We start from the raw sequence: 25,324 nt of genomic DNA, 5'->3' as shown, positions 1-25,324 counted from the left end.
GCATAGTCTCGGCTTCTTTACACATTAGCCACGGTCGTGCCCATGCTAAATCGCTTCGCACCCCTCGTGCCTCTCGCACTCGTGACCCTGTTGTTCGGCTGCGCGGCCCAGATGCCAGCGTCGCAACAGCAGTCGCAGAATCCGCAAATCAAGGACGCTGCCACCGCACAATCCGCCAGCCGTTCCGGTTATTCCTCGTCCGTTCTGGATGACGAAATCGCAACCGAAGACGAGTTGGCCCAGTTCTCCGACAACAAGCCTTATCAGTTGCCGGTACTGGCTGATAGCATTCTGGAACGTGGCAAGTCTCTGATCGGTACCCGCTACCGTTTCGGCGGCACCTCGACCACTTCGGGTTTCGATTGCAGTGGTTTCATCGGTTACCTGTTCCGTGAAGAAGCCGGCATGAGCCTGCCGCGTTCTTCGCGCGAAATGATCAACATCGATGCCCCACTGGTCAAACGCAACGACCTCAAGCCAGGCGACCTGCTGTTCTTCAGCACCGCTGGCCGTGGTCGCGTAAGCCATGCCGGTATTTACCTGGGCGATGACCAGTTCATCCACTCCAGTAGCCGTCGCAGTGGTGGTGTGCGCGTCGACAGTCTCGACGATGCTTACTGGGCCCGTACGTTCATCGAAGCCAAGCGCGCGTTGGCCATGGCACCTTCCAAGGTGCCAGAAACGACGACTGCAATGACCTCGACTACAATCAAGCGCCAACACCGTTAATTACGGATCGCGCAATCGGGGGAAACCCTGATTGCGCGCAGATCCGGCTCCCGGCAGAGTAAGCCGCATCCTAGGAAGGTTGTTGTGTTTATGTCGTTTACGGTTCGCCTGGCTGTTGCTTCCCTGGCTGTATTGCTGGCCGCTTGTTCCAGCAATCCACCGCCATCCCCACCCAAGGTCGTTTCCAGGCCTGTGGTTTCCGCTCCCTCCCAATTTTCTTCTCCGGTCGCTGATGACGTGCTGTTGCGTGCCATCGGGCTGGTCGGCACGCCTTATCGCTGGGGTGGCAACACGCCGGATTCGGGCTTCGACTGCAGTGGCCTGATCGGGTACGTGTACCGCGACGCGGCGGGCATTACGCTGCCGCGCTCGACCCGCGAGATGATCACTCTGCGCGGCCCGGACATCGACCGCAGTCAGCTGCAGACCGGTGATCTGGTGTTCTTTGCGACCAGTGGTGGTTCGAACGTCAGCCATGCCGGGATCTACGTGGGCGAGGGTCGTTTCGTTCATGCGCCTGCCACGGGCGGTACGGTCAAGCTCGACAGCCTCGACAAGCCGTATTGGCAGAAGGCCTGGCTGAACGCCAAGCGGGTAATTCAGCCGTCGAATCTGGCGCGCAGTAACTGATCATTTCCCTATGATTTGCTGCGTTACTGTTGCGCAGCAAACACCTGACGCGACATTGCTCTTCCTGCGGCGATCTTCAGCATGCTACGTGCTCTGTAGGAGCGCGCTTGCCCGCGAAGGCAGACTGTCTGATACGCATGTGTCAGCTGACCCAACGCTATCGCGGGCAAGCGCGCTCCTACATGAGTCGCTAGAGAAGCGTCGCTTCGATTGACGCTCGCAAGTCAACCCTCTAACCTTCGCCGATTGTTTCAGGTGCCCGCAAAAAAGGGTGAAACAGGGAAGCCGGTGCGAACGCTTTGCGATCCATCCCGGCGCTGCCTCCGCAACGGTAAATGAGCCAAGGCCCCGCACAATGCCACTGTGTTCGATGAGCATGGGAAGGCGCGTGGTTTTTCATGAGTCCGGAGACCGGCCTGATCCATTCAACAGCATCACGGAGGGCGATGCTCTGCGCAGGCTCGGCCTTGTCCGGCGCCTGCTGCCAGTCTTTGCCTGCGTCCTCCGTTTGCCACACCTGCCCTCAAGCGGAGAGCCCAGATGAGCGAATCCCCCGAACGTGACGAACGCCACCTGGCGCGCATGCTGCGCAAAAAGGCGGTGATGGACGAACGCATTGCCAGCGCCCCCAACGAGTGCGGCCTGCTGCTGGTGTTGACCGGCAACGGCAAAGGCAAGAGCAGCTCCGCGTTCGGCATGCTCGCCCGGGCCATGGGCCACGGCATGCAGTGCGGCGTGGTGCAGTTCATCAAGGGCCGCAACGCCACCGGGGAAGAGCTGTTCTTCCGCCGCTTCCCGGAGCAGGTGCGTTATCACGTGATGGGCGAGGGCTTTACTTGGGAAACCCAGGATCGTCAGCGTGATATCGCCGCCGCCGAAGCCGCTTGGGTCGTGACTCAGGCGTTGCTGCGCGACCCCGAGATCGGTCTGGTGATCCTCGACGAACTGAACATCGCCCTCAAGCACGGCTACCTCGAGCTTGAGCAGGTGCTCAGCGATTTGCAGGCGCGTCCTCCCATGCAGCACGTGGTTATCACGGGCCGTGGCGCCAAGCAGGAATTGATCGATTTGTCTGACACCGTCTCCGAGATCGGTGTGGTCAAGCACGCGTTTCAGGCCGGTATCAAGGCGCAAAAGGGCATCGAGCTGTGAGCTGCATGTATGAATGAAGCGGCTCGCAGCTGCCCGGCGGTATTGATCGCCGCACCCGCTTCCGGTCAGGGCAAGACCACCGTTACTGCTGCACTGGCGCGCCTGCATCGCAACCAGGGGCGCAACGTGCGCGTGTTCAAATGCGGGCCGGATTTCCTCGACCCAATGATTCTTGAGCGGGCCAGCGGCAACCCGGTGTATCAGTTGGACATGTGGATGGTCGGCGAAGCCGAAAGCCGACGTCTGTTGTGGGAAGCCGCCGCCGAAGCGGACCTGATCCTGATCGAAGGGGTCATGGGCCTGTTCGACGGCACCCCGTCCAGCGCCGATCTGGCCCGGCGTTTCGGTGTGCCGGTGCTGGGCGTGATCGACGGCACCGCCATGGCGCAGACCTTTGGCGCGTTGGCGTTGGGTCTGGCGCGTTATCAACCTGACTTGCCCTTTGCAGGCGTGCTGGCCAACCGGGTCGGCACCGTGCGTCATGCGCAGTTGCTTGAAGGCAGCCTGACTGAAGGCCTGCGCTGGTATGGCGCGTTGTCGCGAGAAACCGGGATCGAGCTGCCGAGTCGACACCTGGGCCTGGTTCAGGCCAGCGAACTGAACGATCTGGACGTGCGTCTGGATGCCGCCGCCGACGCGCTGGCCAGCACCTGCGATGCCGCGTTGCCGCCTGCCGTGATCTTCCACGCTCCCGAGGGGGTGCCTGCCGAGCCGTTGCTGACAGGTGTACGCATCGCTATCGCGCGCGATGAAGCCTTTGCGTTCACCTATGGCGCCAGCCTTGATCTGCTGCGAGCGATGGGCGCCGAATTGCTGTTTTTCTCGCCGATTCGTGACAAGCAGCTGCCCGATGCGGACAGCCTGTACCTGCCGGGCGGTTACCCCGAGTTGCATCACGTGGCGCTGGGGCAGAACCATTCGATGCTGCAGGCGATTCGCGCGCACCACAGCGCAGGCAAACCGTTGCTGGCCGAGTGCGGCGGCATGCTTTATCTGCTCAATGCCCTGACCGATGTCGCCGGTCAGCGCGCCGAGCTGGTGGGCTTGCTCGAGGGCGAAGCCGTGATGCAAAAACGCCTTGCGGCGCTGGCCCTGCAATCGGTGGAACTGCCCGAAGGCACCTTGCGTGGCCACACCTACCACCATTCGCTGACCAGCACCGAACTGACCCCGATCGCCCGCGGCCTCAGCCCCAATGGTGGACGCGGCGCCGAAGCGGTGTATCGCCAAGGGCGCATGACTGCGTCGTACGTGCACTTTTATTTCCCCTCCAACCCACAAGCGATGGCGGCGCTGTTTTTGCCATGAACGGTCTTTTGACACCCGTCTTTGTTGCGCTGAAGAGTGTTTCCTGTAGGAACACTTTCCCCTGTGGGAGCGAATTCATTCGCGAAGCGGTGGGGGAGGCGAAGGAGTGGGGTCGGATGTACCGACGTCTCGCGAATGAATTCGCTCCCACAGTGACTTATGCGCTCAGTCGGGCTAGCGAGGTATGTTCGTGACTGACGCCTTCAGCGATGCCGAGCGCGCTGCGGTTTACCGGGCCATTGCCGAGCGCCGGGACATGCGTCATTTCAGCGGCGGCTCGGTCGCGCCCCAACTGCTGGCACGTCTGCTGGAAGCGGCGCATCAGGCCCCGAGCGTCGGGCTGATGCAGCCTTGGCGCTTCATTCGCATCAGCGACCGGCAGTTGCGGGGACGGATTCAGGCGCAGGTGGAGCAAGAGCGGATTCGCACCGCCCAAGCCCTGGGCGAGCGCTCCGATGACTTCATGAAGCTCAAGGTCGAAGGCATCAACGATTGCGCCGAAGTATTGGTCGCCGCCTTGATGGACGATCGCGAGAAGCACATTTTCGGTCGCCGCACCTTGCCGGAAATGGACATGGCGTCGCTGTCCTGCGCTATCCAGAACATGTGGCTCGCCGCCCGCGCCGAAGGGTTGGGCATGGGCTGGGTGTCGCTGTTCGACCCGCAGGCGCTGGCCGATCTACTGCAGATGCCAAGCGGTTCGAAACCCCTGGCGATCCTGTGCCTGGGGCCGGTCAAGGAATTCTATCCGGCGCCGATGCTGTTGCTGGAAGGCTGGGCGCAGGCGCGTCCGCTGCAAGAGCTGCTATTTGAGAACACATGGGGAGTGAATTCATGAGTGTGGCGTTATTGAGCGTTGCTGGGGTTGCGCTGGATGCGCTGCTCGGCGAGCCAAAACGAAACCACCCGCTGGTGGCGTTCGGCCGATATGTCGAGCGCATCGAGCAACGTTTCAATGCGGGCGGCCGCGGCTGGCGCAGCCATGGTGTCACGGCCTGGTTCATCGCGGTCGTGCCGCTGACCCTGCTGGTGACGCTTTTGAGCTGGCTGCCCTACATCGGCTGGCTGGTGGAGGTGGCTGCACTGTATTGCGCGCTGGGCCTGCGCAGTCTCGGCGAGCATGTCGAGCCCGTGGCGCAGGCCTTGCGCGGCGACGATCTGGAAGAAGCGCGGCGTCGGGTGGGCTATCTGGTCAGCCGCCAGACCGCTGAGCTGGATGCCACTGAAGTCGCCCGCGCGGCCACTGAGTCGGTACTGGAAAATGGCAGCGACGCGGTGTTCGCGGCGATCTTCTGGTTCGCCATGCTTGGCGCGCCGGGCGTCGTGCTCTATCGGCTGAGCAACACGCTGGACGCCATGTGGGGTTATCGCAACGAGCGCTTCGAGCGTTTCGGCTGGGCCGCAGCGAAAATCGACGACTTGCTCAACTACATTCCTGCGCGGCTGGTGGCATTGACCTACGCGCTGCTGGGCAAAACCCGACTCGCCTTGCGCTGCTGGCGCACACAGGCGCCGAAGTGGGACAGCCCCAACGCGGGCCCCGTGATGGCCGCTGGCGCAGGCGCGCTGGGGGTCGAACTGGGCGGCGCGGCGATTTATCACGGCGAGCAGCATCAGCGCCCGCACCTGGGCAAAGGCGTTGCCGCCGATGCCTCTTCCATCGATCGTGGTTGGCAACTGGTGCAGCGCGGGGTCTGGCTGTGGTTGCTGATTCTGTGTCTGGGGACTGAATTCTATGCTTGAGCACGGCGGGCGGCTGCGGGGCGCGGTAGCAAAGTACGGCATCGACGAGGCCGACTGGCTCGACCTGTCCAGCGGCATCTCGCCCTGGTCGTGGCCGATCCCGCCGATTCCCGAGGCTGCCTGGGCGCGTCTGCCGGAGACCGAAGACGGCCTGGAAAACGCTGCTCGCCTGTATTACGGCGCGTCGGACCTGCTGCCGGTGGCCGGTTCGCAAGCGGCGATTCAGGCGCTGCCGCGGTTGCGTCAGTCAGGCAAGGTCGGTGTGCTGTCGCCCTGTTATGCCGAACACGCTGAAGCCTGGCGCAGTAATGGCTTTTTGGTGCGCGAGGTGCTGGAGCACGAAATCGACCGCTTCATCGATGCCCTCGACGTGCTGGTGGTGGTCAACCCGAACAACCCCACCGGCCTGAGCCTGATGCCGGAGCGCCTGCTTGAATGGCACGCCCGCCTGGCTCAACGTGGCGGTTGGCTGGTGGTGGATGAGGCTTTCATGGACAACACCCCGCACCTGAGCCTGGCGGCTGAAACTCAGCGCCCCGGCCTGATCGTGTTGCGCTCGTTTGGCAAATTCTTCGGGCTGGCAGGGGTTCGACTGGGCTTCGTACTGGCCGAGTCGCGTTTTCTCAAAGTGCTCGCCAAACAGATCGGACCCTGGTCGGTGAGCGGTCCTACACGCATCTTGGGTCAGGCGTGTCTGGATGACGTCGAAGGTCATCGGCGACAGCGGGAGCGCACTGAGCAGGCTTCGGAGCGCCTGGTCGAATTGCTCACCCGCTTCGGCTTCGCCCCGCACGGCGGCTGCGCGTTGTTTCAATGGCTGATCACGCCGCTGGCTGCTGAGCTGCATGAATTTTGTGCTCAGCGGGGAATTCTCCTGCGCATCTTCTTGAACAGTGGGCACCACCACAGCAGCTTGCGTTTCGGGCTGCCTCGTGAAGAAGCGCACTGGCAGCGTCTGGAGCAAGCGTTGCAAGAATTTTCCCGGGAGCGTGCATGAACGCGCCACACACCAGTAAAACCTTGATGGTGCAAGGCACCACATCGGACGCCGGCAAGAGCACCCTCGTGACTGCGCTGTGTCGGTGGTTGACCCGCCAAGGCGTGCGCACCGTGCCGTTCAAGCCACAGAACATGGCGCTCAACAGCGCCGTGACCGCCGACGGTGGCGAAATCGGTCGTGCCCAAGCGGTGCAGGCTCAGGCCTGCGGGCTTGAGCCCCACACTGACATGAACCCGGTGCTGCTCAAGCCCAACAGCGACACCGGCGCCCAGGTGATCATTCATGGCCGCGCGGTGACCACCATGAACGCGGTCGCCTATCACGACTACAAAGCCATCGCCATGCAGGCCGTGCTCGCGTCTCATGCGCGACTGAGCGCAAGCTGGTCGGTGGTAATGGTCGAGGGCGCGGGCTCGCCAGCGGAAATCAACCTGCGCGCCGGCGACATCGCCAACATGGGCTTTGCCGAGGCCATCGACTGCCCGGTGTTGCTGGTGGCTGATATCAACCGCGGGGGCGTCTTCGCGCATCTGGTGGGCACGCTGGAGCTGTTGTCGCCCAGCGAGCAGGCGCGAGTGAAGGGCTTGATCATCAACCGTTTTCGTGGCGACATCGCCCTGCTGCAACCGGGCCTGGACTGGCTGGAACAGCGCACCGGCAAGCCTGTGGTCGGCGTGCTGCCGTATGTGATGGACCTGCATCTGGAGGCCGAAGACGGCCTCGATCAGCGCCAGATCGACAAGGCCGAGCAGGTGCTGAACGTCGTGGTGCCAGTGCTGCCACGCATCAGCAATCACACCGATTTCGACCCGCTGCGCCTGCATCCGCAGGTCAATCTGCAGTTCGTCGGGCCGGGCCAGCCGATTCCTCCGGCGGATCTGATCATCCTGCCGGGCTCGAAAAGCGTGCGCAGCGATCTGACCTATTTGCGCAACAACGGTTGGGACACGGCCATCGCCCGTCATCTGCGTTATGGCGGGAAGATTCTGGGCATCTGCGGCGGTCTGCAGATGCTCGGCGAGGCACTGCATGATCCGCTGGGGCTGGAAGGCGCAGCGGGTTCGAGCCCCGGTTTGGGCTTGCTGGCCATGAGCACGGTGCTCGAAAAGGAAAAACAGCTGCGCAATGTCAGCGGCCGTTTGACCCTGGAAGACGCCGACGTCAGCGGTTATGAAATTCACGCGGGCGTGACCACAGGCCCTGCGCTGGAGCGGCCATTGGTGCAATTAAGCGATGGCCGTTGCGACGGCGCCCAGAGTGCCGATGGCCAGGTGCTCGGCACTTACCTGCATGGCCTGTTCGAGAACCCGGCCTCCAGCAGCGCCCTGCTGCGTTGGGCAGGGTTGCAGAATGTGCAGCAGGTCAACTACCACGCCCTGCGCGAGCGCGACATCGAGCGGCTGGCCGACTTGGTGGAGACGCATCTGGACGGCAAGCTTCTTCGTGAACTCTGCGGCCTGGAGCCAGTGTGATGCTGCAATTGATCCTCGGCGGTGCGCGTTCGGGCAAGAGTCGGCTGGCAGAAAAACTGGCTGAGGAAAGTGGCCTCGACGTCATTTACATTGCCACCAGTCAGCCCCAGGACGGGGAGATGAACCAACGGGTGGCGCAGCACCGAGCGCGGCGCCCGGACACCTGGGGCCTGATCGAAGAGCCTCTGGAACTGGCCCGGGTATTGAAAGAAAACGCAGGGCAGGGGCGTTGCCTGTTGGTGGACTGCCTGACCCTGTGGCTGACCAATCTGCTGATGCTGGACGATCCGCAGCGACTGGCGCAGGAGCGCGAAGCGTTACTCGATTGCCTGGCGCAGCTGCCGGGTGAAATCATTTTCGTCAGCAACGAAACCGGGCTGGGCGTCGTGCCCCTCGGCGAGCTGACCCGTCGTTATGTCGATGAAGCCGGCTGGCTGCATCAGGCGCTGGCCGAGCGATGCCAGCGCGTGGTGTTCACGGTCGCCGGGCTGCCCATGACCCTCAAAGGATCCGCACTATGAGCAACACCTGGTGGCTCACTCCCGCACGTGAAGTCGATCAAGACAGCCGCGAACAGGCATTGGCCCGACAACAGCAATTGACCAAGCCAACCGGCTCATTGGGCCAGCTGGAGGCCGTTGCCGTGCAATTGGCCGGCTTGCAGGGTCGTGTGAAGCCCAAGACCGACAACGTCTGGATCGCCATTTTTGCCGGCGATCACGGCGTGGTCGCCGAAGGCGTCTCGGCCTACCCGCAGGCAGTCACCGGGCAGATGCTGCACAACTTCATCATGGGCGGCGCGGCGATCAGCGTGCTGGCCAGGCAGTTGTCGGCGCAGCTGGATGTCGTCGATCTGGGCACCGTTTCGCCCTTGAACCTGCCAGGCGTGCGTCATTTGAATCTGGGCGCGGGCACGGCCAACTTCGCCAAGGGCGAAGCGATGACCCAGGCGCAACTGGAAGGCGCACTGGCCGGTGGTCGCGACAGCGTGCTGCGCGCCAAGGCGGCGGGTACCGAGCTGTTCATCGCTGGCGAAATGGGCATCGGCAACACCACGGCGGCCAGTGCCGTGGCGTGCTCGTTGCTCAGTTGCCCTGCATCGTTGTTGGTCGGCCCTGGCACCGGGTTGGACGCACAGGGCATCAATCACAAGGCGCAGGTCATCGAGCAGGCGCTGCAACTGCACGCCGCTCAAACCGGTGATGCACTGGGCAGCCTGCGCGCGTTGGGCGGTTTTGAAGTGGCGGCGCTGGTCGGCGCATACCTGGCTTGCGCGCAAGAAGGCATCGCCGCGCTGGTCGACGGCTTTATCTGCACGGTGGCCGCCTTGGTGGCGGTGCGCCTGAATCCGTCGTGCCGCGAGTGGCTGTTCTTCGGCCATCGTGGCGCTGAGCCTGGGCATCGTCACGTGCTGGAAACCTTGCAGGCAGAGCCGTTACTGGAGCTGGGCCTGCGGCTGGGCGAGGGCAGTGGTGCTGCGCTGGCGGTGCCACTGGTGCGCCTGGCGTGCCAGCTGCACAACGGCATGGCGACCTTCGCTGAAGCGGCCGTGGCGGATCGCCCGGCATGACCTTGCGTCTGGACCTGCTGCGCCACGGCGAAACCGAGCAGGGTGGCGGCTTGCGCGGCAGTCTGGACGATGCCCTGACCGCACTGGGCTGGCAGCAGATGCGCGATGCCGTGACCGAACCCCGGGCGTGGGATCGCATTGTCAGCTCACCGTTGCAGCGCTGCGCACGTTTCGCTGACGAATTGTCGGCACGTCTGGGCCTGCCGATGCAGCTGGAGCCTGATCTGCAAGAGCTGCATTTCGGTGACTGGGAAGGCATCGGCACGTCGCAATTGATGGAAACCGATGCTGAAGGGCTCGGGCGCTTCTGGGAAAACCCCTACACCTTCACCCCGCCAAAGGGTGAGCCGGTGGTGGCGTTTTCCGAGCGGGTGCTGGGCGCTGTCCGACGTCTTCAGTGGGCTTATGACGGCGAGCGAGTGCTGCTGATCAGCCATGGTGGCGTCATGCGTTTGTTGCTGGCGCAGGCCCGTGGCTTGCCGCGTGAACAACTGCTGCAGGTGATCGTCGGCCATGGCGACCTGTTGGCGATCCATGTCGACGCGGCTGGCACGCTGACGGAGGTCTAGATGCTGCCGTTCTGGATTGCTCTGCAATTTCTCAGCAGCCTGCCGATTCGCCTGCCTGACATGCCGGCACCCGAGGCGCTGGGGCGTTCGCTGCTGTTCTATCCCTTGGTGGGGGTGCTGTTCGGCTCGATCCTGATGGGGCTGAATGTGCTCCTCGAAGGCTCGCCACTGTTCCTTCACGCAGCCCTGTTGCTCGCAGCCTGGGTGCTCCTCAGCGGTGGCCTGCATCTGGATGGCCTGGCCGACAGCGCCGATGCCTGGCTTGGCGGTTTCGGTGATCGCGAACGCACCCTGACGATCATGAAAGACCCGCGCAGCGGCCCGATTGCCGTGGTCACCCTGGTGGTCGTGCTGCTGCTGAAGTTCACCGCGATTCTGGCGTTGATCGAGGCGCATCACAGTGCCGGGCTGATACTGGCACCGGTGATTGCCCGAGCGGCGATGTTGGGTTTGTTCCTCAATACGCCGTACGTGCGTGCGGGCGGCTTGGGGCAGGCGCTGGCCGATCATCTGCCGCGAACCCTTGGCATGCAAGTGCTGGCGCTGACCGCGCTGGCGTGTGTGCTGCTCTCAGGGGGGGCGGGGGTGGAGTCTCTGCTGATCGCGACGCTCGGATTCTTCGGGCTGCGTCGTCTGATGATCAAGCGCCTGGGCGGCAGCACGGGCGACACTGCCGGGGCGATGCTGGAGTTGCTGGAAGTGCTGGTGCTGCTCGCACTGGCGGTATGAGCGGGGTCCATCAGATGAGGCGCTGTGGGAGTGGGCTTGCTCACGAATGTTGGCGGCGACACCCGTTCGCAGCGGCTGGCATTCAGCTTATGTGAGTAAGCTCGCTCACTCAGGTTTTCGTACCTGCGCCACCTCAATTGACACTTTCAAGGCCTGCGCGTAGCGTCGCGGAGCCGCATTTATTGGCCTATACATCTAATTTCGTCACGCACGCGACCTCGGGAGAACAACAATGACATCGGTCTGGCGTACCAGTGGCTGGATTCTGTTGGGCAGCGCACTGATCCTCGCGTTGTCGCTGGGTACGCGGCACGGCTTCGGCCTGTTTCTGCCGCCGATGAGCGCACAGTTTGGCTGGGGCCGGGAAGTCTTCGCCTTTGCCATCGCCTTGCAGAACCTGATCTGGGGCCTGGCACAGCCGTTCACCGGCGCACTGGCTGACCGGTTCGGCGCCGCGAAGGTGGTGTTCGTCGGCGGAGTCCTCTACGCGGTCGGCCTGGCGTTGATGAGCATGGCCGACTCGCCCGCCACGCTGTCTCTGAGCGCTGGCTTGCTGATCGGCATCGGCCTGTCTGGCACCACCTTTTCCATCATTCTCGGCGTGGTCGGCCGCGCCTTGCCGCCGGAAAAACGCAGCATGGGCATGGGCCTCGCCAGTGCGGCAGGCTCGTTTGGCCAGTTCGCCATGCTGCCGGGGACCCTGGGCCTGATCGGCTGGCTCGGCTGGTCGATGGCGCTGGTCGCGCTGGCTTTGCTGGTGGCGTTCATTTTGCCGCTGGTGGCGATGCTCAAGGACAAACCCGTGCCGGTTGCCATGGGCGAACAGACCCTGCGCGAGGCGTTGCATGAAGCCTGTACCCACTCCGGGTTCTGGCTGCTGGCGTTCGGCTTCTTCGTGTGCGGTTTTCAGGTGGTGTTCATCGGCGTGCATTTGCCGGCGTACCTGGTGGATCAGCATCTGCCTGCGACAGTCGGCACCACTGTGCTGGCGCTGATCGGGCTGTTCAACGTGTTCGGCACTTATATCGCGGGCTGGCTGGGCGGGCGGATGTCCAAACCGCGCCTGCTGACCGGCCTTTATCTATTGCGTGCGGTGGTCATTGTCGGCTTTCTCTGGGCGCCACTGACCCAGACGACCGCCTACCTGTTCGGCATCTCCATGGGGCTGCTCTGGCTGTCCACCGTGCCGCTGACCAACGGGACCGTGGCGACGCTATTTGGCGTGCGCAACCTGTCGATGCTCGGTGGTATCGTCTTTCTGTTCCATCAGTTGGGCGCGTTTCTTGGCGGCTGGCTGGGCGGGGTGGTGTATGACCACACGGGGAGTTACGACATGATCTGGCACGTCTCCATTGCCCTGAGTCTGATGGCGGCTGCACTGAACTGGCCGGTGCGCGAGCGCCCCGTGGCGCGCCTGCAGGTGCAGCCGGTGGTCCTGTGACCCGGCTCGCCCCTTGGCTTTTCGCCGTCGTCATTGTCGCGACGCTGCTGGCGCTGGCCTGGTGGGGCTGGCACAGCGTCGGCCTCGGCGCCCTGCAACTGGGCATGACCTGCTGACGCCCGCCATCCCTTGGCATCCGTGAAGGCAGAACGTAGCGTGTACCTCTTACACCCGACTTTCTGTCTCGTCATCGCCAGCTTTTCCAGCACGACCACGCCAGATGATCCTGAGCTGATTTCGGCGGTCGAGAAGGCGATTGCGTCGAAGCCTTGAGCCCTCGGATTCAGTTGACGGCATGAAACGAAAAACCCCGCAGCCATCGCTGGCTGCGGGGTTTTCTGTATGGCGAACCGGTCTGGGCCGGCTCTGCCAACGGTATCAGAAGCGGTAGGTCAGGCCCAGGCCGAAGCCGTTGGCGCTGTTGTCGTACTTGGACGAGTAGCGTTGTCCCAGCGCGTTGGTGCGGTTGACCTTGACGGTTTCTTCGTCCAGATAGGAGTAGGCGACGTCGATTGTCACGTTATCAGTCGGGCTGTAACCAGCGCCGATGCTGAAGATGGTGCGGTCACCGGTCGGGATGCGTGGCGAACGATCGGTGTTGTTGGTAGGCGACTGGTCAAGGGTCAGACCGGTGCGCAGTACCCACTGCTTGTTCAACTGGTAGGAGGTGCCGATGGCGTAAGCCCAGGTGTCATGCCAGTTCTGCTCTTCGGTAATGGTGCCTACCAGCAATGGAGCAGCTGCGCCGCCCGCAGCGGTCACGCCGGAGTTCTTGACCTTGATTTCTTCCAGACGGCTCCAGCGAGTCCACGTGGCACCTGCGTAGACCTTCCAGGCGTCGTCCAGCTTCTGGGTAACGGAGAAGTCAACGGACTCCGGCGTGTCCAGGTTCAGCTTGGCGTCGTAGCGGTTGCTGCCCAGCAGGAAGGCTGGAACACCGGCACCGGCACGCACTTCGGTGTGTCCGTCGAGCTTGTAGGTCACTTTCGAGTGATAGGTCAGACCCAGGCTAGTGCTGTCGGTCGGGGTCACCAGAACGCCGACGTTGAAGCCGTAGCCGACGTCATCACCTTTCACCTGAACGCGGCCAGTGCCCGAGCCCGGGACTTGAGGCAGGTTCAGGCTCGATTCCAGCGCACCGGAAATGCGGTTGATGGTCGGACCGAAACCGATCGAGACCTTGTCGTTAAAGGCGTAGCTGATGGTCGGCTGGAAGGTCACGACCTTGACGATGCTCTTGCTGCCGAAGTTCTGACCCTGGAAGCTGCTTTCGTAGTCGGTGACCAGGCCGAACGGCGCGTATACGCCCAGACCGAACGCCCAGTGCTCGTCGATAGGGTTGACGTAGAAGCCCATTGGCACGGCAGTGAACGGAACCATGTCGCCTTTGTTGGTGCCGGCACGGCTACCGCTGGCGTCGGAGATGTCAGTCTTGGCATCGATCGCGGCCACACCTACAGTCACTTGCGGGCTTTTGAGGCGCGACATGCCGGCCGGGTTGCCATAAACGGTGCTGGCGTCATCGGCGGCGGAAGAGCGGCCGGCATAACCGGTACCCATGCCACTGATGCTTTGCTCGTTTAGGGCAAAACCGGATGCGAAGATTTGGGTGGAGGCGAGAGTAATGGCGAGACTGAGGCTGGATTTGATCATTGTTTTTTTCATTGTTAGAACTCCTTGTTGATCACCGCGCGGAAATTACCAACATTTTTCATCACGCGCTATAGGCTGGATCGCCCGAGTTAGAGCAGTTTTTGTAGGACAATCCGGGGATAACTGATGCGATCTCCAGCGAAACCGCTGAGTCACAAAATGGCTGGTTCGCCCGCAAACAGGGGGCGAACCGAGGTATGCCAGGCCGTCGCGAAATCCTCCAGGCTGCCGTGAGGCTGAAATATCCTGCGCCAAATACGCGCCATTCCCATGACGTCATCCTCGGCCGGTATCGAAAATCGACTGGCCTCCACCATCATCCAGGCAATGGCTGTGGAATAACGCAGGTTGACGGTCAGTTCCAGGTCCGGTCCGGTAAGGAAGGCATGCTGGCTGGCAAGACCTCTGACCAGGCTGGCGAGGTCCGGATCCTTGGCCAGATAACCATCCCAGAGTTGGTAATGGCGTGCGTCGGAGATGCCGTAAAGACCGTGGCCGCGCTGGCTGTCGAGCTCGGCGCCCAACGCAGACTGGCTCGCGGCGACGGCGAGGAGAAAAGACTCCGCGCCGGGAGGGTTGCGTCCGAGGTAGATCAGCGTGGGGCGGATCACATATCGGCACAGTTCACTGGCAGCGATTCCCATAACACCCTCGGGAAGTTAATGAGCCGGCGGACCCTGACGCTTGGCAGCGAAATTGAAATCCGGGTCCACCGGAAGCGGCTCAGACCGCTCGAGTTGAAGCGTAGTCTCATATTTACGGTGTAAAGGGCTGTTTTTAAAATATTTCCCGATTGCAATGCCCACGCGCACTCGGTCTGGCGAAGACGTTCTCGTGCTTTTTGTATGAAAAACAGACACAAAAAAGCCCCACCGTTTGAGGGTGGGGCTTGGCACCGCGGGATTTTTACCGACGAACGGTATCAGGCAGTGAGTGCCTGGCGCGTGCGGTCGATCACGGCCTGCAGCGGTTCAGCGCTGGAGTACTGATCGGGATACAGGCGTTCGGTGTGACGGGCGATGCCGTGTTCGTTGACGATGGTGAAACTGAAGCAGCCTTTGCGGGCAGCCATGATCAGGCAGTCCATCGGTGCGAAGGCGTTGGTGAGGGTGCGGATGGCATCCTGAGTCTGGATATGAGTAGTCATGTAATGGTGTTTCCTGAATCGACACGCAATAAGAGGCGTGCAAAATAAAAACGTTCCAGTAAACGCGGGGCCAATGCTCGAAAGCGAGTCAGGGCAGGGCGCAGAACCTGTCTGGAACAAAAGCAGCCAGTTGAAGCGCGGTTATCGTGGGGCGCTGGGCTGACTGGTAGGTACTTAGGAGGGCAGGCGACACAACAGGAGCAAAGGTTCGATGCTCGGGGTGAAGATCCTGATCAATTTGCAGGCTGGTTTGAGCAGGCCATGATTGCTACGTCACCCCTCCGATTTTTCGGCAGGCTGTGCGAGTTCATGTCTGGAAACCATCGAGGTGATCGATCCCTGTTTTCAATCCGTTTGCTCACATGGCGAACCGGATCGGGGGATTTGTTCGATCAGAATTGACTTTCAGCTTGGTACTAACGGTGGCGATGGTAACGGATTGTGATGGCTATGGGAAGGGAGGATTTGATCGGAAACGTCAGTTGCCGGGTATTTCGTCGGCCAGATTTTGCCCGGTGATGGGGTTGACCCGAGATTCAACAGGTCCCAGGCACCGAGCAAAGATGCGACATGGGGCACGATATAGATGGCACTTGGCCGTTTTGCCGTCCATTAAGAGCGTTTGGACACTTTTCAAACGGCGGCTTATAGCGATTGGAAATGGACTTGTGCACATTACCTCGGCTAGCTGCCATCTCACTGTCACATTCGCTCCTAACAGTTTGATTTCCGGTAGCGAATTATTAAGTCAATGAAAATCATCGCTTTTTTTTGCTGGTGAAAAAATCGTCAGTTTGAACGCAGGCCCCATTCTACGTGCGTTTGCGGGGGCTCACGGGGCGTTGTCCACTGAGTTATCCACAGCTTCTGTGGATTGTCCCGAGCGCTTGCTCTAGTACGCACCTTTGCAAGTTCGCGCTACGCTTTCTGTCTCTCTTCTTCGACTTCACATCGTAATCTGACGCCGACGCCGCTTCTGCGCATAATGCCGCCAGCATGTTTGTGGAGGCGGGAAATGTTTATGGCTTTGGACCTCACCAGCCTGTTGCTGGGATTGGGGGCAGCGGCGGTGCCGTTGCTGGCGCTGGCGTGGCAACTGCAGCGCAAGGTGGCGCAGCGTGAGGCGGATTCGGCACTGCTCGATGAGCGCTTGAGCCATGCACAGCTGGCCCAGAACGGTCTCAACGCGCAGCTTGATGCCTGTCGCGACGAAATCAGCGACCTGAGCCAGGCCAATGCGGTCAAGCAGGCGGATCTTGCCGCGTTGCGCCGGGAAGTCGATCTCTTGCGTCAACAGCACGATGCGGCCCGCCAGGCGCAAGAAGGCTGGAGCCAGGAACGGGTTCTCAAGGAAAGCGAGCTGCGTCGTCTGGATGCGCAATGTGCCGGGCTCAGCGCCGAGTTGCGGGAACAACAGGAGAGTCATCAACAACGCCTGAACGATCTGCAGGGATCGAGGGATGAACTTAGGGCCCAGTTTGCCGAACTGGCCGGGAAAATCTTCGATGAGCGTGAACAGCGTTTTGCTGAAACCAGTCAGCAGCAATTGGGACAGCTGCTCAATCCGCTGAAGGAGCGCATCCAGTCGTTCGAAAAGCGCGTCGAGGAAAGCTACCAACATGAGGCGCGCGAGCGCTTCTCTCTGGGCAAGGAACTGGAACGGCTGCAACAGCTCAACCAGCGCCTGAGCGACGAAGCCACCAACCTGACCCGCGCGCTCAAGGGGCAGAAGACTCAGGGCAACTGGGGCGAACTGATCCTGGAACGCGTGCTTGAGCATGCAGGCCTTGAAAAAGGCCGCGAATACCAGACTCAGGTCAGCCTGAAAGGCCCGGACGGCGAACGCTTCCAACCCGATGTGCTGATCATGTTGCCTGGCGACAAGCAGGTGGTCGTCGACGCCAAGGTTAGCCTGACGGCCTATCAGCAGTTCGTTTCTGCCGACGATGAGGTGATTGCCCAGTCCGCGTTGAAGCAGCACGTACTGTCGTTGCGCAACCATGTCAAAGGCCTCTCGGGCAAGGACTACAAGCGTCTGGAAGGCCTGCACAGTCTGGACTTCGTGTTGCTGTTCGTGCCTATCGAAGCGGCGTTTTCGGCTGCGTTGCAGGCTGAACCGACGATGTTCCAGGACGCGTTCGATCGCAACATTGTGATCGTCAGCCCGACTACGCTGCTGGCCACGCTGCGAGTGATCGACAGCCTGTGGAAGCAGGAGCGTCAGAGTCAGAACGCCCGGGAGATCGCCGAGCGGGCAGGGTGGCTATACGACAAGTTCGTGTTGTTCATTCAGGATCTGGACGAAGTCGGCAGCCGCTTGCAGCAACTCGACAAGGCGTACGGCGCGGCGCGCAATAAGCTGGTCGAGGGGCGCGGCAATCTGGTCAGCCGCAGCGAGCAGCTCAAACTGCTCGGGGCACGTGCGAGCAAGAATTTGCCAGCCGATCTGCTGGAGCGGGCGATAACCGATGAGGATGGGCTAGTGCAATTGCCGGAGTGATTTTCGGCGATGGGTTCAACCAGGTCGATGCAGCTCTCTGTGGGAGCGAATTCATTCGCGAGACGTCGGTGCATGCGATAGATCTCTGTCGCCGGGCAGATTTTACGCGAATGAATTCGCTCCCACAGAAAAGGGGGGCACAGAGCTATATTTGCGAGATTGTATACATTATTTTTGCTGGTCATTCCTGGGCACCGAAAATGCACCCCGATCAGGCACCGCTGCACTGTCAGTGGGCGCGAGGCCTCTATCAAAAGATAATGTCTCTCTGCTATCTGCTCCCCACTGAACCCTTCTAACCGCTGTTTAGCGCTCATTCCCCGCCTTCAAAATAGCAATGGCACGCATTCTGCCTATTGGTTCGTATACAACCCATGCTCGCTCCCGTACGCAGTGTGTTCAGCCGGTCTGTTTCGGGAGCCAGCTCGTCCTATCAGGGAGAAATGCGATGACCGAGCCCATGCCTAAAGGCTACAGCCCCCGTTTATATAACCAGGACCTGGGGCCGCTGCCGCAGAAGTGGACCTGGTACAACATTTTTGCTTTTTGGATGAGCGACGTGCACAGCGTCGGCGGTTACGTCTTTGCCGCCAGCCTGTTCGCTTTGGGGCTGGCCAGCTGGCAGGTGCTGATCGCGCTGCTGGTGGGGATTTGCATTATCCAGGTGATCGCCAACTTGTTGGCCAAGCCGAGCCAGCAAGCGGCGGTGCCGTATCCTGTGATCTGCCGACTGGCGTTCGGGGTCTTCGGCGCGAATATTCCGGCAGTGATTCGCGGCCTGATCGCGGTGGCTTGGTACGGCGTGCAAACCTATCTGGCGTCCAGTGCGCTGATCATCGTGGTATTGCGATTCTTCCCACAGATGTCGGTGTACGCCGAGCCACACTTCGCAGGCTTGTCCTACCTGGGCTGGTTCGGCTTCCTGGCCCTTTGGCTGGTGCAGGCTGCGGTGTTCTGGACCGGCATGGATTCGATTCGGCGCTTCATCGACTGGGCAGGCCCAGTGGTCTATGCGGTGATGTTTCTGCTGGCGGGCTGGATCGTCTGGAAAGCCGGATGGGCGAACATCAGCTTTACCTTGTCGGAAAAATCCCTGAGCGGCTGGGAAGCGGTTTCCCAAGTCATCATGGCTACAGCGCTGGTGGTGTCGTATTTTTCCGGGCCTACGCTCAACTTCGGTGATTTCAGTCGCTACTGCCGCAGCATGTCTGAAGTGCGTCGTGGCAACTTCTGGGGCCTGCCGGTCAACTTTCTGGCCTTCTCGCTGGTGACGGTGGTCATCGTTTCCGGGACCTTGCCGGTGTTTGGTGAAATGCTTCACGACCCGATCGCCACCGTCGCGCGCATCGACAACGACGTGGCCGTGCTGCTGGGTGCCTTTGCCTTCGTGACCGCGACCATAGGTATCAATATCGTCGCCAACTTCGTGTCGCCTGCATTCGACTTCGCTAACGTCGCACCGAGCAAGATCAGCTGGCGGGTAGGCGGGATGCTCGCGGCCGTTACGTCGATCTTCATCACGCCATGGAACCTGTTCAACAACCCGGCGGTCATCCATTACACCCTCGACGTGCTGGCGGCGTTCATCGGCCCGCTGTTCGGCATCCTGCTGGTGGACTACTACCTGATCAAGAAGCAGCAGATCGACGTCGACGCGCTGTTCAACGATGGCCCGAGCGGGCGCTACTGGTACACAGGCGGCGTGAACTACACGGCGGTCAAGGCGCTGATACTGGCGACGCTGGTGGGCATTGCGATCACGTTTATTCCGGCGTTGCAGGCCATGGCCAACTTCGCATGGTTTACAGGATGTTTCTTGGGTGGCGCGCTGTTTTACGTGTTCGCACGACGCAGCCAGGCCCATGAAAGTGCCGTGCTGACCCCGGCTACTGCGGGTTAACGCGCAACGGCCAGCGGCGTCGCCGTTGGTCGTTTGCAGCTCAGGGTTTGTCGGCAGGCGGCGATACAAAGTAAAGAGAAGGAAAATTTCCTGCCGCGACACTGCGTAGCAGGCGTAAAGTACGACTTAGCACTATGATCTGCGTTAAGCGGACCAGAAGTTGGCTGCCGGCATTTCCCTGAAGGGGGCGTATATGAACAGCAAATTGCAAGAGTGGCTTCACGACGTGGGCGTCGCACTGGGTCTGATCGAGCGGCCAAAGCTGCAACCCATTCCCGTGCGTACTGATGATGACGAGCGTCGCCGCCCTCGTCGCTAGGTCCGGGCCTTTCTCTCGACGTCAACCCCGGCGGCGCTATCGTCCGATAGCCCGCTTGTGCTGTCCGCACACCTGATGCGCCTGGCGATCGCCAGAACGCGCGCATCTTTCGCTTCAAGCTCTCGGTGACTGGAAATCGAACGCATCTGCGTTCAATCAGTGTGCCTTGCGGTTTTCCATCTGCACCAATATCAGATCCACCAACCCCTGCAGCGTGAGTTGGCTGTATCGCGAGTGTTCGGGCAGATGAGAGATGTCGGATTTGATCTGGCGCGGGAGGACTATGTTGAAGTCAGCCTGCAATTCGGTAAAGAAATTTGCGAAGTCTTCTTCGTCCAGCACCAGCTCGCTCAACATCGCGTCTTCCTTTTCCTGAATCAGCGATTTGTCGACGAGGATTTTCCCGAGGGTATCGATAACGTGCTGTTTGACCTCTGAAGGTTTCATGACCGGCCTCTGCGTTGACGCGTTCGAAAATCACCCCGACTTCACATACAGAGGGTTACTGCCTGACAGTCGGCTTCCTGAAATGGCGCCGATCTGGCGTATTGCCACGGTGCTGTCCCTCTCTAGGCTAGTTCAAGTTACGTCTACGAGATTGTCCGGCCAAGGATGAATTTTTGTAACCGCGGATAAAAAAGGACGCCCGCAGGCGCCCTTGATCTGTTTCATCGATGTAACGCTGTGATCAGGCGGCGCTAGCCACTGCTGTGCGCTGTGGCGACACCAGGCTCACCACCACGAAACTTACCAGCCCGATGGTCAGGCTGTAGTAAATCGGCGTATTGGCGTCCAGGCCATCCTTGAGCATGAAGATCAGCGCGGTCACGAACCCCAGGCTCATGCTGCTGATGGCGCCTGCGGTGGTTGCGCGTTTCCAGTAGATGGCGCCGATCAGCGGGATCAGCATGCCGCCGACCAACAGGTTGTAGGCCAGGGTGAGGGCGCTGATCACGTCGTTCACCACCAGCGCGATGGCCAGTACGACGATACCCGTCAGAGCGGTGAACAGGCGGTTGATGCCCAGACTCGATTGCTTGCCGCCGCGCAGTTTGGGCAGCAGGTCTTCGGTCAGGGTGGTGGATGCCGCGAGCAGGCCTGCACTGGCGGTGGACATCATCGCGGCCAATGCAGCGGCGATCACCAGGCCACGAATCCCGTCCGGCAACGAGGCTTTGACGATGGCCGCAAACGCGGTGTTGACGTTGGCCAGATCCGGCAGCAGCACATGGGCGGCCATGCCGATCAGCGCACACACCAGACCGTAAATGATGCAGTACACGCCTGCGATGGAGCCTGCGTACTTGGCGACCTTCTCAGTGCGCGCGGTGAACACGCGCTGCCAGATGTCCTGGCCGATCAGGATGCCGAAGAAGTAGATCAGGAAGTAAGTGATGATCGTGTCCCAGCCGATGGTGGTCCAGCTGAAGCTCGACGCCGGCAGCTTGGCCACCAGTTCGTCCCAGCCGCCGACGCGGTACATGCAGATCGGCAGCAGGATGAACATCAGGCCGACGGTCTTGATCACGAATTGCACGATATCGGTCAAGGTCAGCGACCACATGCCGCCGATCGTGGAGTACACCACGACCACGCCACCGCCCAGAATCACCGAGACCCAGAACGGCAGGTCGAACAGCACCTGCATGACCGTGCCGATGGCCAGGATCGAGGTCACGCCGATCATCAGCGCGTAGGCAAGCATGATCACCGCGCTGGCCTGGCGGGCCATGGGGTTGTAGCGTTTTTCGAGGATCTGCGTGACGGTGAAGATGCGCAGTTTGAGCAGGGGTTTGGCGAGGAACAGGTTCAGCGCGATGATGCCGACGCCCAGCGCCGCACACAGCCAGAAGCCGGAAATGCCGTGCACATAACCCAGGCGCACAGTGCCGACAGTAGACGCGCCGCCCAGAACCGTCGCGGCCATGGTGCCCATGTACAGGCTAGGGCCCAGGTTGCGCCCGGCGACCAGGTAGTCTTCATGGGTCTTGGCCTTGCGCATGCCGTACCAGCCCAGGACCAACATGCCGGCTGCGTAGATCAGCACGACGAAAATATCTAAAGCCATGGAGTGTCTCCAATCATTGTTTTTATAGTGAAACGCGAATCATCCGGCTGAGATCACGCAGGCAGTCAGCGGGTGAGATTGTTATTCATTTGAAATACGGATAAGGGGTAAGCGCTGGATCTGTGGGAGCGAATTCATTCGCAAGACGTGGGTGCGGCCGACAGCTATATGTCGGATGTACCGGGCTATCGCGAATGAATCCGCTCCCACAGAATCCGGGTTTCGTCAGCATGCCCCATTGATTCATTGGGGCGATCAATCGTTTAGCGGTGAACAACCCCCGGCAGCACACACAGCATCTCGTACAACAGGTTGGCACCCAGCAGCGAGGTGTTGCCGGTGGTGTCGTAGGGCGGTGAGACTTCCACCAGATCGCAGCCGATCAGCTCCAGGCCCTGACAGCCGCGGATGATCTCGATGGCTTGAATGGTGGTCAGCCCACCGATTTCAGGGGTGCCGGTGCCAGGCGCCCAGGCCGGGTCGATGCCGTCGATGTCGAAGCTCAGGTAAACCGGGCCGCCGCCAACTTTCTCGCGCACTTCGGCCATCAGCGGCTCCAGCGATTTGTGCCAGCACTCTTCGGCCTGCACCACGCGGAAGCCCTGTTTGCGGCTCCAGTTGAAGTCTTCAGCGGTGTAGCCCTGGGCACGCAGACCGATCTGCACCACGCGATCGCAATCGAGCAAACCTTCTTCCACCGCGCGGCGGAAGGTGGTGCCGTGAGCGATCTTCTCGCCGAACATGTGATCGTTGACGTCCGCGTGGGCGTCGATGTGCACCAGGCCGACCTTGCCGTGCTTTTTATGGATCGCACGCAGAATCGGCAGGGTGATGGTGTGGTCACCGCCCAGGGTCAGCGGGATGATGCCGTGTTCGAGGAAACCGTCGTAGGCCTGTTCGATGATGCGCACGGCGTCCAGCAGGTTGAAGGTGTTGATGGCGACATCGCCGATGTCGGCAACCGACAGCGAGTCGAAGGGCGCAGCGCCCGTGGCCATGTTGTAAGGGCGGATCATCACCGATTCGGCGCGGATTTCACGAGGGCCGAAACGGGTGCCGGCCCGCAGCGAGGTGCCGATGTCCAGAGGCACGCCAATGAAGGCGGCATCAAGGCCTGCGGCCGTTTGCAGGTGTGGCAGACGCATCATGGTGGCGATGCCGGCGAAGCGCGGCATTTCGTTGCCGCCCAGTGGTTGGTGAAAAATCTTGTCCACGGGATTGCCTCATCGGTGGGTTATTAGTAGTTGTCAGTGCTGGGCGGATTCTGCGAAGCGCGCAGGCCGCGAACAATCGCTGAGGCAAAATACTTAGTTCAGAGATTTCTGAAGTATCGGGTAAGCTGCCCGTTCTTCGATTCCCGGATGCATCATGGCCAGCGCATTACCCGATCTGAAACTGCTGCGTATTTTCACCTGTGTCGTCCGGCATCAGGGTTTTGCCAGTGCACAACAGGAATTAAATCTCTCGACCTCGGCGATCAGCACCTACATGAGCCAGCTGGAATCGACGCTGGGCATCGTTTTGTGCCATCGCGGCCGCGGCGGTTTCAGTCTGACCAGCAAGGGCGAGCTGTTCCATCAGGAGACCCTGCGCCTGCTGGGCGAGCTGGAAGGCTTCGAATTGTACGCCGCCGCGCTCAAGGGCGAGCTGCGCGGCACGCTGAATCTCGGGGTGCTGGATTCGACCGTGAGCGACCGGGCGTTGCCCTTCGCCGAGGTCATCGGTGCCTACAGCGAGGAACATCCGGCGGTGCACTTGCACCTTTCGGTCATGAGCCCCTACGAGCTGCAGCTGGGCGTGCTCGACAACCGCCTGGACCTGGCCATCGGCTCGTTTTCCACACGCATGAATGGCCTGCTCTATCAGCCGCTCTATCGCGAACAACACTGGCTGTATTGCAGTAATCGTCACCCGCTGTTCAACGAGCGGCGCATTCCGGAGCCGGTGATCACCCAGCAACGCATGGTCGGTCGCGGCTACTGGAGTCAGGCCGAGCTGGCGCGGCACGGCTTCAAGCACAGCGCGGCGACGGTGGAGAGTATGGAGGCGCAGCTGATTCTGGTGCTGTCCGGCGCTTACATCGGTTATCTGCCGGAGCACTATGCGCAGTCGTGGGTCGACTCGGGGCATCTGCGGGTCTTGCTGCCTGCCACGTTTGGCTATCAGGCGCCGTTCTCGATGATCCTGCGTCGCGGGCGCAGTCGCGAGCCGCTGATCCAGACGTTCCGTGATTTGCTCAAGACCCAGCTCAACCCGCTGTAAGAGGCCACGAACATGTCCCGTCCCCGCTGCGAGCGTTGCCATCGACCGGAAAACCACTGCCTCTGTCCGCTGATTCCCCGGCTGGACAGCCGTACCCGCGTACTGATCCTGCAACACCCCAGCGAGGTCAATCACGCGCTCAACACCGCGCGTCTGGCCGCGTTGGGCTTGAACAATGCGCAGCTGGTGGTCGGTGAGACCTTCGACCATCTAGCTGAGCTGTTGAGTGTGCCGGGGTATCGGGCGTGTCTTTTGTTTCCGGGAGAGGAGGCGACCACCCTTGCTGCCGAATCGACAAATGACGAGCCGATGCTACTGGTGGTCCCTGATGGCACGTGGCGCAAGGCGCGCAAGTTACTGCACCTCAATCCGCTGCTGGCCGCATTGCCGAGGGTGACGCTGGGCAGCGTGCCGGCATCGCGTTACAGACTGCGCAAGGCCCCGGCCGCCGATGCGTTGTCGACCCTGGAAGCCATTGTTCATGCGCTGCAGACGCTCGAGCCCGATCGCTCGTTCGAGCCTCTGTTGCGTCCATTCGAGGCGTTGATCGAAGGGCAGATCGCGGCGATGGGCGAAGAGACCTTTCGCCGCAACCACTCGTGAGGCTCAGCCGTTGAGCGAGCTGGACGGTTCGTGGGAGATGACCTTGCCCTCCTGCATGCGGCGAATATAAGCGTCGGTCTCCCGCTCGGCGTCTTCCTTGGTGAAGAAAGGGCCTTCGAGGGTGTTTTCGCGGGTGCTGAAAAAATACATGCCATTGACGCGAGAGACGCGGTCACTGCGAAAGTGCACGGCGGTCTGAGGGTCTTGCTCACGCTTGCTCAACATAGCCTGCTCCGGGGGACGGGAGTTCGATATGAAACCGTTCAGGACGACTTGACCTGGGAAGACCCGACCTGATGGCTTTTCCACAGCGTGAGACGGAAAAGTGGGCGGGACGTTCGGTACTTTACTCCAAAGATTGCGCGGGGTCAGGTGGGTGTGGGGTGGATGACGAATCGCTTCGCTGCCGTCGTAACCTCCGACGTCTCCTACAAGAATCTGTGGCGTACCTCGGATGTCTGACCGCTGCCAAACCTGTAGGAGCCACTTGAGCTGTGCGACAGTGACGAAAGCGCTGGATCAGTCAGCC

General features: G+C 61.1%; 25 protein-coding genes, 1 pseudogene and 1 riboswitch. Of the genes and pseudogenes, 19 read left to right on the top strand and 7 right to left on the bottom strand.

Going from position 1 to position 25,324, the window contains the following annotated elements; all coding sequences use genetic code 11:
* Positions 1-42 precede the first annotated feature (42 nt).
* The 14 genes and pseudogenes from AC07V9_RS00630 to AC07V9_RS00565 all read left to right on the top strand — a co-directional run.
* A complete protein-coding gene (locus AC07V9_RS00630) occupies positions 43-729 on the top strand; it encodes a C40 family peptidase (RefSeq protein WP_495013767.1) in 687 nt (228 codons plus the stop codon).
* Positions 730-819: 90 nt separating this feature from the next.
* A complete protein-coding gene (locus tag AC07V9_RS00625) occupies positions 820-1,359 on the top strand; it encodes a C40 family peptidase (RefSeq protein WP_495013766.1) in 540 nt (179 codons plus the stop codon).
* A gap of 236 nt (positions 1,360-1,595) precedes the next feature.
* A riboswitch (cobalamin riboswitch) is annotated at positions 1,596-1,793 on the top strand.
* Positions 1,794-1,899: 106 nt separating this feature from the next.
* Complete coding sequence (gene cobO / locus AC07V9_RS00620; protein WP_495013765.1) at positions 1,900-2,511, top strand: cob(I)yrinic acid a,c-diamide adenosyltransferase; 612 nt, start codon at positions 1,900-1,902, stop codon at positions 2,509-2,511.
* A gap of 9 nt (positions 2,512-2,520) precedes the next feature.
* Positions 2,521-3,819 (top strand): cobyrinic acid a,c-diamide synthase CobB, encoded by a 1,299-nt coding sequence (locus AC07V9_RS00615; protein ID WP_495013764.1) that lies wholly within the window; start codon positions 2,521-2,523, stop codon positions 3,817-3,819.
* A 190-nt stretch (positions 3,820-4,009) separates the two neighbouring features.
* Positions 4,010-4,657: a 5,6-dimethylbenzimidazole synthase gene (gene bluB, locus AC07V9_RS00610; protein ID WP_495013763.1), complete on the top strand. Its 648-nt coding sequence runs from the start codon at positions 4,010-4,012 to the stop codon at positions 4,655-4,657.
* A complete protein-coding gene (cbiB, locus tag AC07V9_RS00605; protein WP_495013762.1) occupies positions 4,654-5,562 on the top strand; it encodes an adenosylcobinamide-phosphate synthase CbiB in 909 nt (302 codons plus the stop codon). The genes bluB and cbiB overlap by 4 nt, the downstream gene beginning before the upstream one ends.
* Positions 5,555-6,559, top strand: a complete 1,005-nt coding sequence (gene cobD, locus AC07V9_RS00600) for a threonine-phosphate decarboxylase CobD (RefSeq protein WP_495013761.1) — start codon at positions 5,555-5,557, stop codon at positions 6,557-6,559. The genes cbiB and cobD overlap by 8 nt, the downstream gene beginning before the upstream one ends.
* Complete coding sequence (locus tag AC07V9_RS00595; protein ID WP_495013760.1) at positions 6,556-8,034, top strand: cobyric acid synthase; 1,479 nt, start codon at positions 6,556-6,558, stop codon at positions 8,032-8,034. Before cobD ends, AC07V9_RS00595 begins: the two co-directional genes overlap by 4 nt.
* On the top strand, positions 8,034-8,555 hold the full coding sequence (gene cobU / locus AC07V9_RS00590; RefSeq protein WP_495013759.1) for a bifunctional adenosylcobinamide kinase/adenosylcobinamide-phosphate guanylyltransferase: 522 nt from the start codon (positions 8,034-8,036) through the stop codon (positions 8,553-8,555). The genes AC07V9_RS00595 and cobU overlap by 1 nt, the downstream gene beginning before the upstream one ends.
* A complete protein-coding gene (gene cobT / locus AC07V9_RS00585) occupies positions 8,552-9,604 on the top strand; it encodes a nicotinate-nucleotide--dimethylbenzimidazole phosphoribosyltransferase (RefSeq protein WP_495013758.1) in 1,053 nt (350 codons plus the stop codon). Before cobU ends, cobT begins: the two co-directional genes overlap by 4 nt.
* Positions 9,601-10,173, top strand: a complete 573-nt coding sequence (gene cobC / locus AC07V9_RS00580) for an alpha-ribazole phosphatase family protein (protein WP_495013757.1) — start codon at positions 9,601-9,603, stop codon at positions 10,171-10,173. The genes cobT and cobC overlap by 4 nt, the downstream gene beginning before the upstream one ends.
* Positions 10,174-10,902, top strand: coding sequence for an adenosylcobinamide-GDP ribazoletransferase (locus AC07V9_RS00575; RefSeq protein ID WP_495013756.1), 729 nt, complete (start codon positions 10,174-10,176; stop codon positions 10,900-10,902). It begins immediately after the preceding gene.
* Between the two features lie 232 nt (positions 10,903-11,134).
* Positions 11,135-12,343 (top strand): MFS transporter, encoded by a 1,209-nt coding sequence (locus tag AC07V9_RS00570; RefSeq protein WP_495013755.1) that lies wholly within the window; start codon positions 11,135-11,137, stop codon positions 12,341-12,343.
* A 186-nt stretch (positions 12,344-12,529) separates the two neighbouring features.
* Positions 12,530-12,616, top strand: a pseudogene (locus AC07V9_RS00565) (glutathione peroxidase); the annotation flags it as partial.
* Positions 12,617-12,721: 105 nt separating this feature from the next.
* On the opposite strand, the gene AC07V9_RS00560 reads toward AC07V9_RS00565, so the two are convergent.
* The 3 genes from AC07V9_RS00560 to AC07V9_RS00550 form a co-directional block, all read right to left on the bottom strand.
* On the bottom strand, positions 12,722-14,008 hold the full coding sequence (locus AC07V9_RS00560; protein ID WP_495013754.1) for an OmpP1/FadL family transporter: 1,287 nt from the start codon (positions 14,006-14,008) through the stop codon (positions 12,722-12,724).
* 140 nt (positions 14,009-14,148) lie between these two features.
* Entirely contained in the window at positions 14,149-14,640 is a 492-nt protein-coding gene (locus AC07V9_RS00555; RefSeq protein ID WP_495013753.1) for a hypothetical protein, read from the bottom strand.
* 278 nt (positions 14,641-14,918) lie between these two features.
* Complete coding sequence (locus tag AC07V9_RS00550; protein ID WP_495013752.1) at positions 14,919-15,143, bottom strand: hypothetical protein; 225 nt, start codon at positions 15,141-15,143, stop codon at positions 14,919-14,921.
* Positions 15,144-16,278: 1,135 nt separating this feature from the next.
* Here AC07V9_RS00550 and AC07V9_RS00545 point away from each other — a divergent pair.
* The 3 genes from AC07V9_RS00545 (at position 16,279) to AC07V9_RS00535 (ending at position 19,862) form a co-directional block, all read left to right on the top strand.
* Positions 16,279-17,643, top strand: coding sequence for a DNA recombination protein RmuC (locus AC07V9_RS00545; RefSeq protein WP_495014113.1), 1,365 nt, complete (start codon positions 16,279-16,281; stop codon positions 17,641-17,643).
* 448 nt (positions 17,644-18,091) lie between these two features.
* Entirely contained in the window at positions 18,092-19,543 is a 1,452-nt protein-coding gene (locus AC07V9_RS00540; RefSeq protein WP_495013751.1) for an NCS1 family nucleobase:cation symporter-1, read from the top strand.
* 193 nt (positions 19,544-19,736) lie between these two features.
* Positions 19,737-19,862 carry a PA1414 family protein gene (locus tag AC07V9_RS00535; protein WP_256601618.1) on the top strand — a complete coding sequence of 42 codons (126 nt, stop codon included), beginning with the start codon at positions 19,737-19,739 and terminating at the stop codon, positions 19,860-19,862.
* A gap of 156 nt (positions 19,863-20,018) precedes the next feature.
* On the opposite strand, the gene AC07V9_RS00530 is transcribed toward AC07V9_RS00535, so the two are convergent.
* The 3 genes from AC07V9_RS00530 to speB form a co-directional block, all read right to left on the bottom strand.
* Positions 20,019-20,309, bottom strand: a complete 291-nt coding sequence (locus AC07V9_RS00530) for a hypothetical protein (protein ID WP_495013750.1) — start codon at positions 20,307-20,309, stop codon at positions 20,019-20,021.
* A 241-nt stretch (positions 20,310-20,550) separates the two neighbouring features.
* Positions 20,551-21,930 carry a sodium:solute symporter family protein gene (locus AC07V9_RS00525; RefSeq protein ID WP_495013749.1) on the bottom strand — a complete coding sequence of 460 codons (1,380 nt, stop codon included), beginning with the start codon at positions 21,928-21,930 and terminating at the stop codon, positions 20,551-20,553.
* A gap of 263 nt (positions 21,931-22,193) precedes the next feature.
* Positions 22,194-23,144, bottom strand: coding sequence for an agmatinase (gene speB / locus AC07V9_RS00520; RefSeq protein ID WP_495013748.1), 951 nt, complete (start codon positions 23,142-23,144; stop codon positions 22,194-22,196).
* Between the two features lie 154 nt (positions 23,145-23,298).
* On the opposite strand from speB, the gene AC07V9_RS00515 reads away from it, so the two are divergent.
* Positions 23,299-24,192, top strand: coding sequence for a LysR family transcriptional regulator (locus AC07V9_RS00515; RefSeq protein ID WP_495013747.1), 894 nt, complete (start codon positions 23,299-23,301; stop codon positions 24,190-24,192).
* A 12-nt stretch (positions 24,193-24,204) separates the two neighbouring features.
* Positions 24,205-24,795, top strand: coding sequence for a tRNA-uridine aminocarboxypropyltransferase (locus tag AC07V9_RS00510; RefSeq protein ID WP_495013746.1), 591 nt, complete (start codon positions 24,205-24,207; stop codon positions 24,793-24,795).
* Between the two features lie 3 nt (positions 24,796-24,798).
* On the opposite strand, the gene AC07V9_RS00505 is transcribed toward AC07V9_RS00510, so the two are convergent.
* Positions 24,799-25,020 (bottom strand): DUF6316 family protein, encoded by a 222-nt coding sequence (locus AC07V9_RS00505; protein WP_495013745.1) that lies wholly within the window; start codon positions 25,018-25,020, stop codon positions 24,799-24,801.
* Positions 25,021-25,324 lie beyond the last annotated feature (304 nt).

It is taken from the genome of Pseudomonas sp. GW821-FHT02A11 (assembly GCF_059421985.1).
The sequence above is the reverse complement of the archived record's forward strand: the minus strand, read 5'-3'. Positions and strand labels throughout refer to the sequence as shown.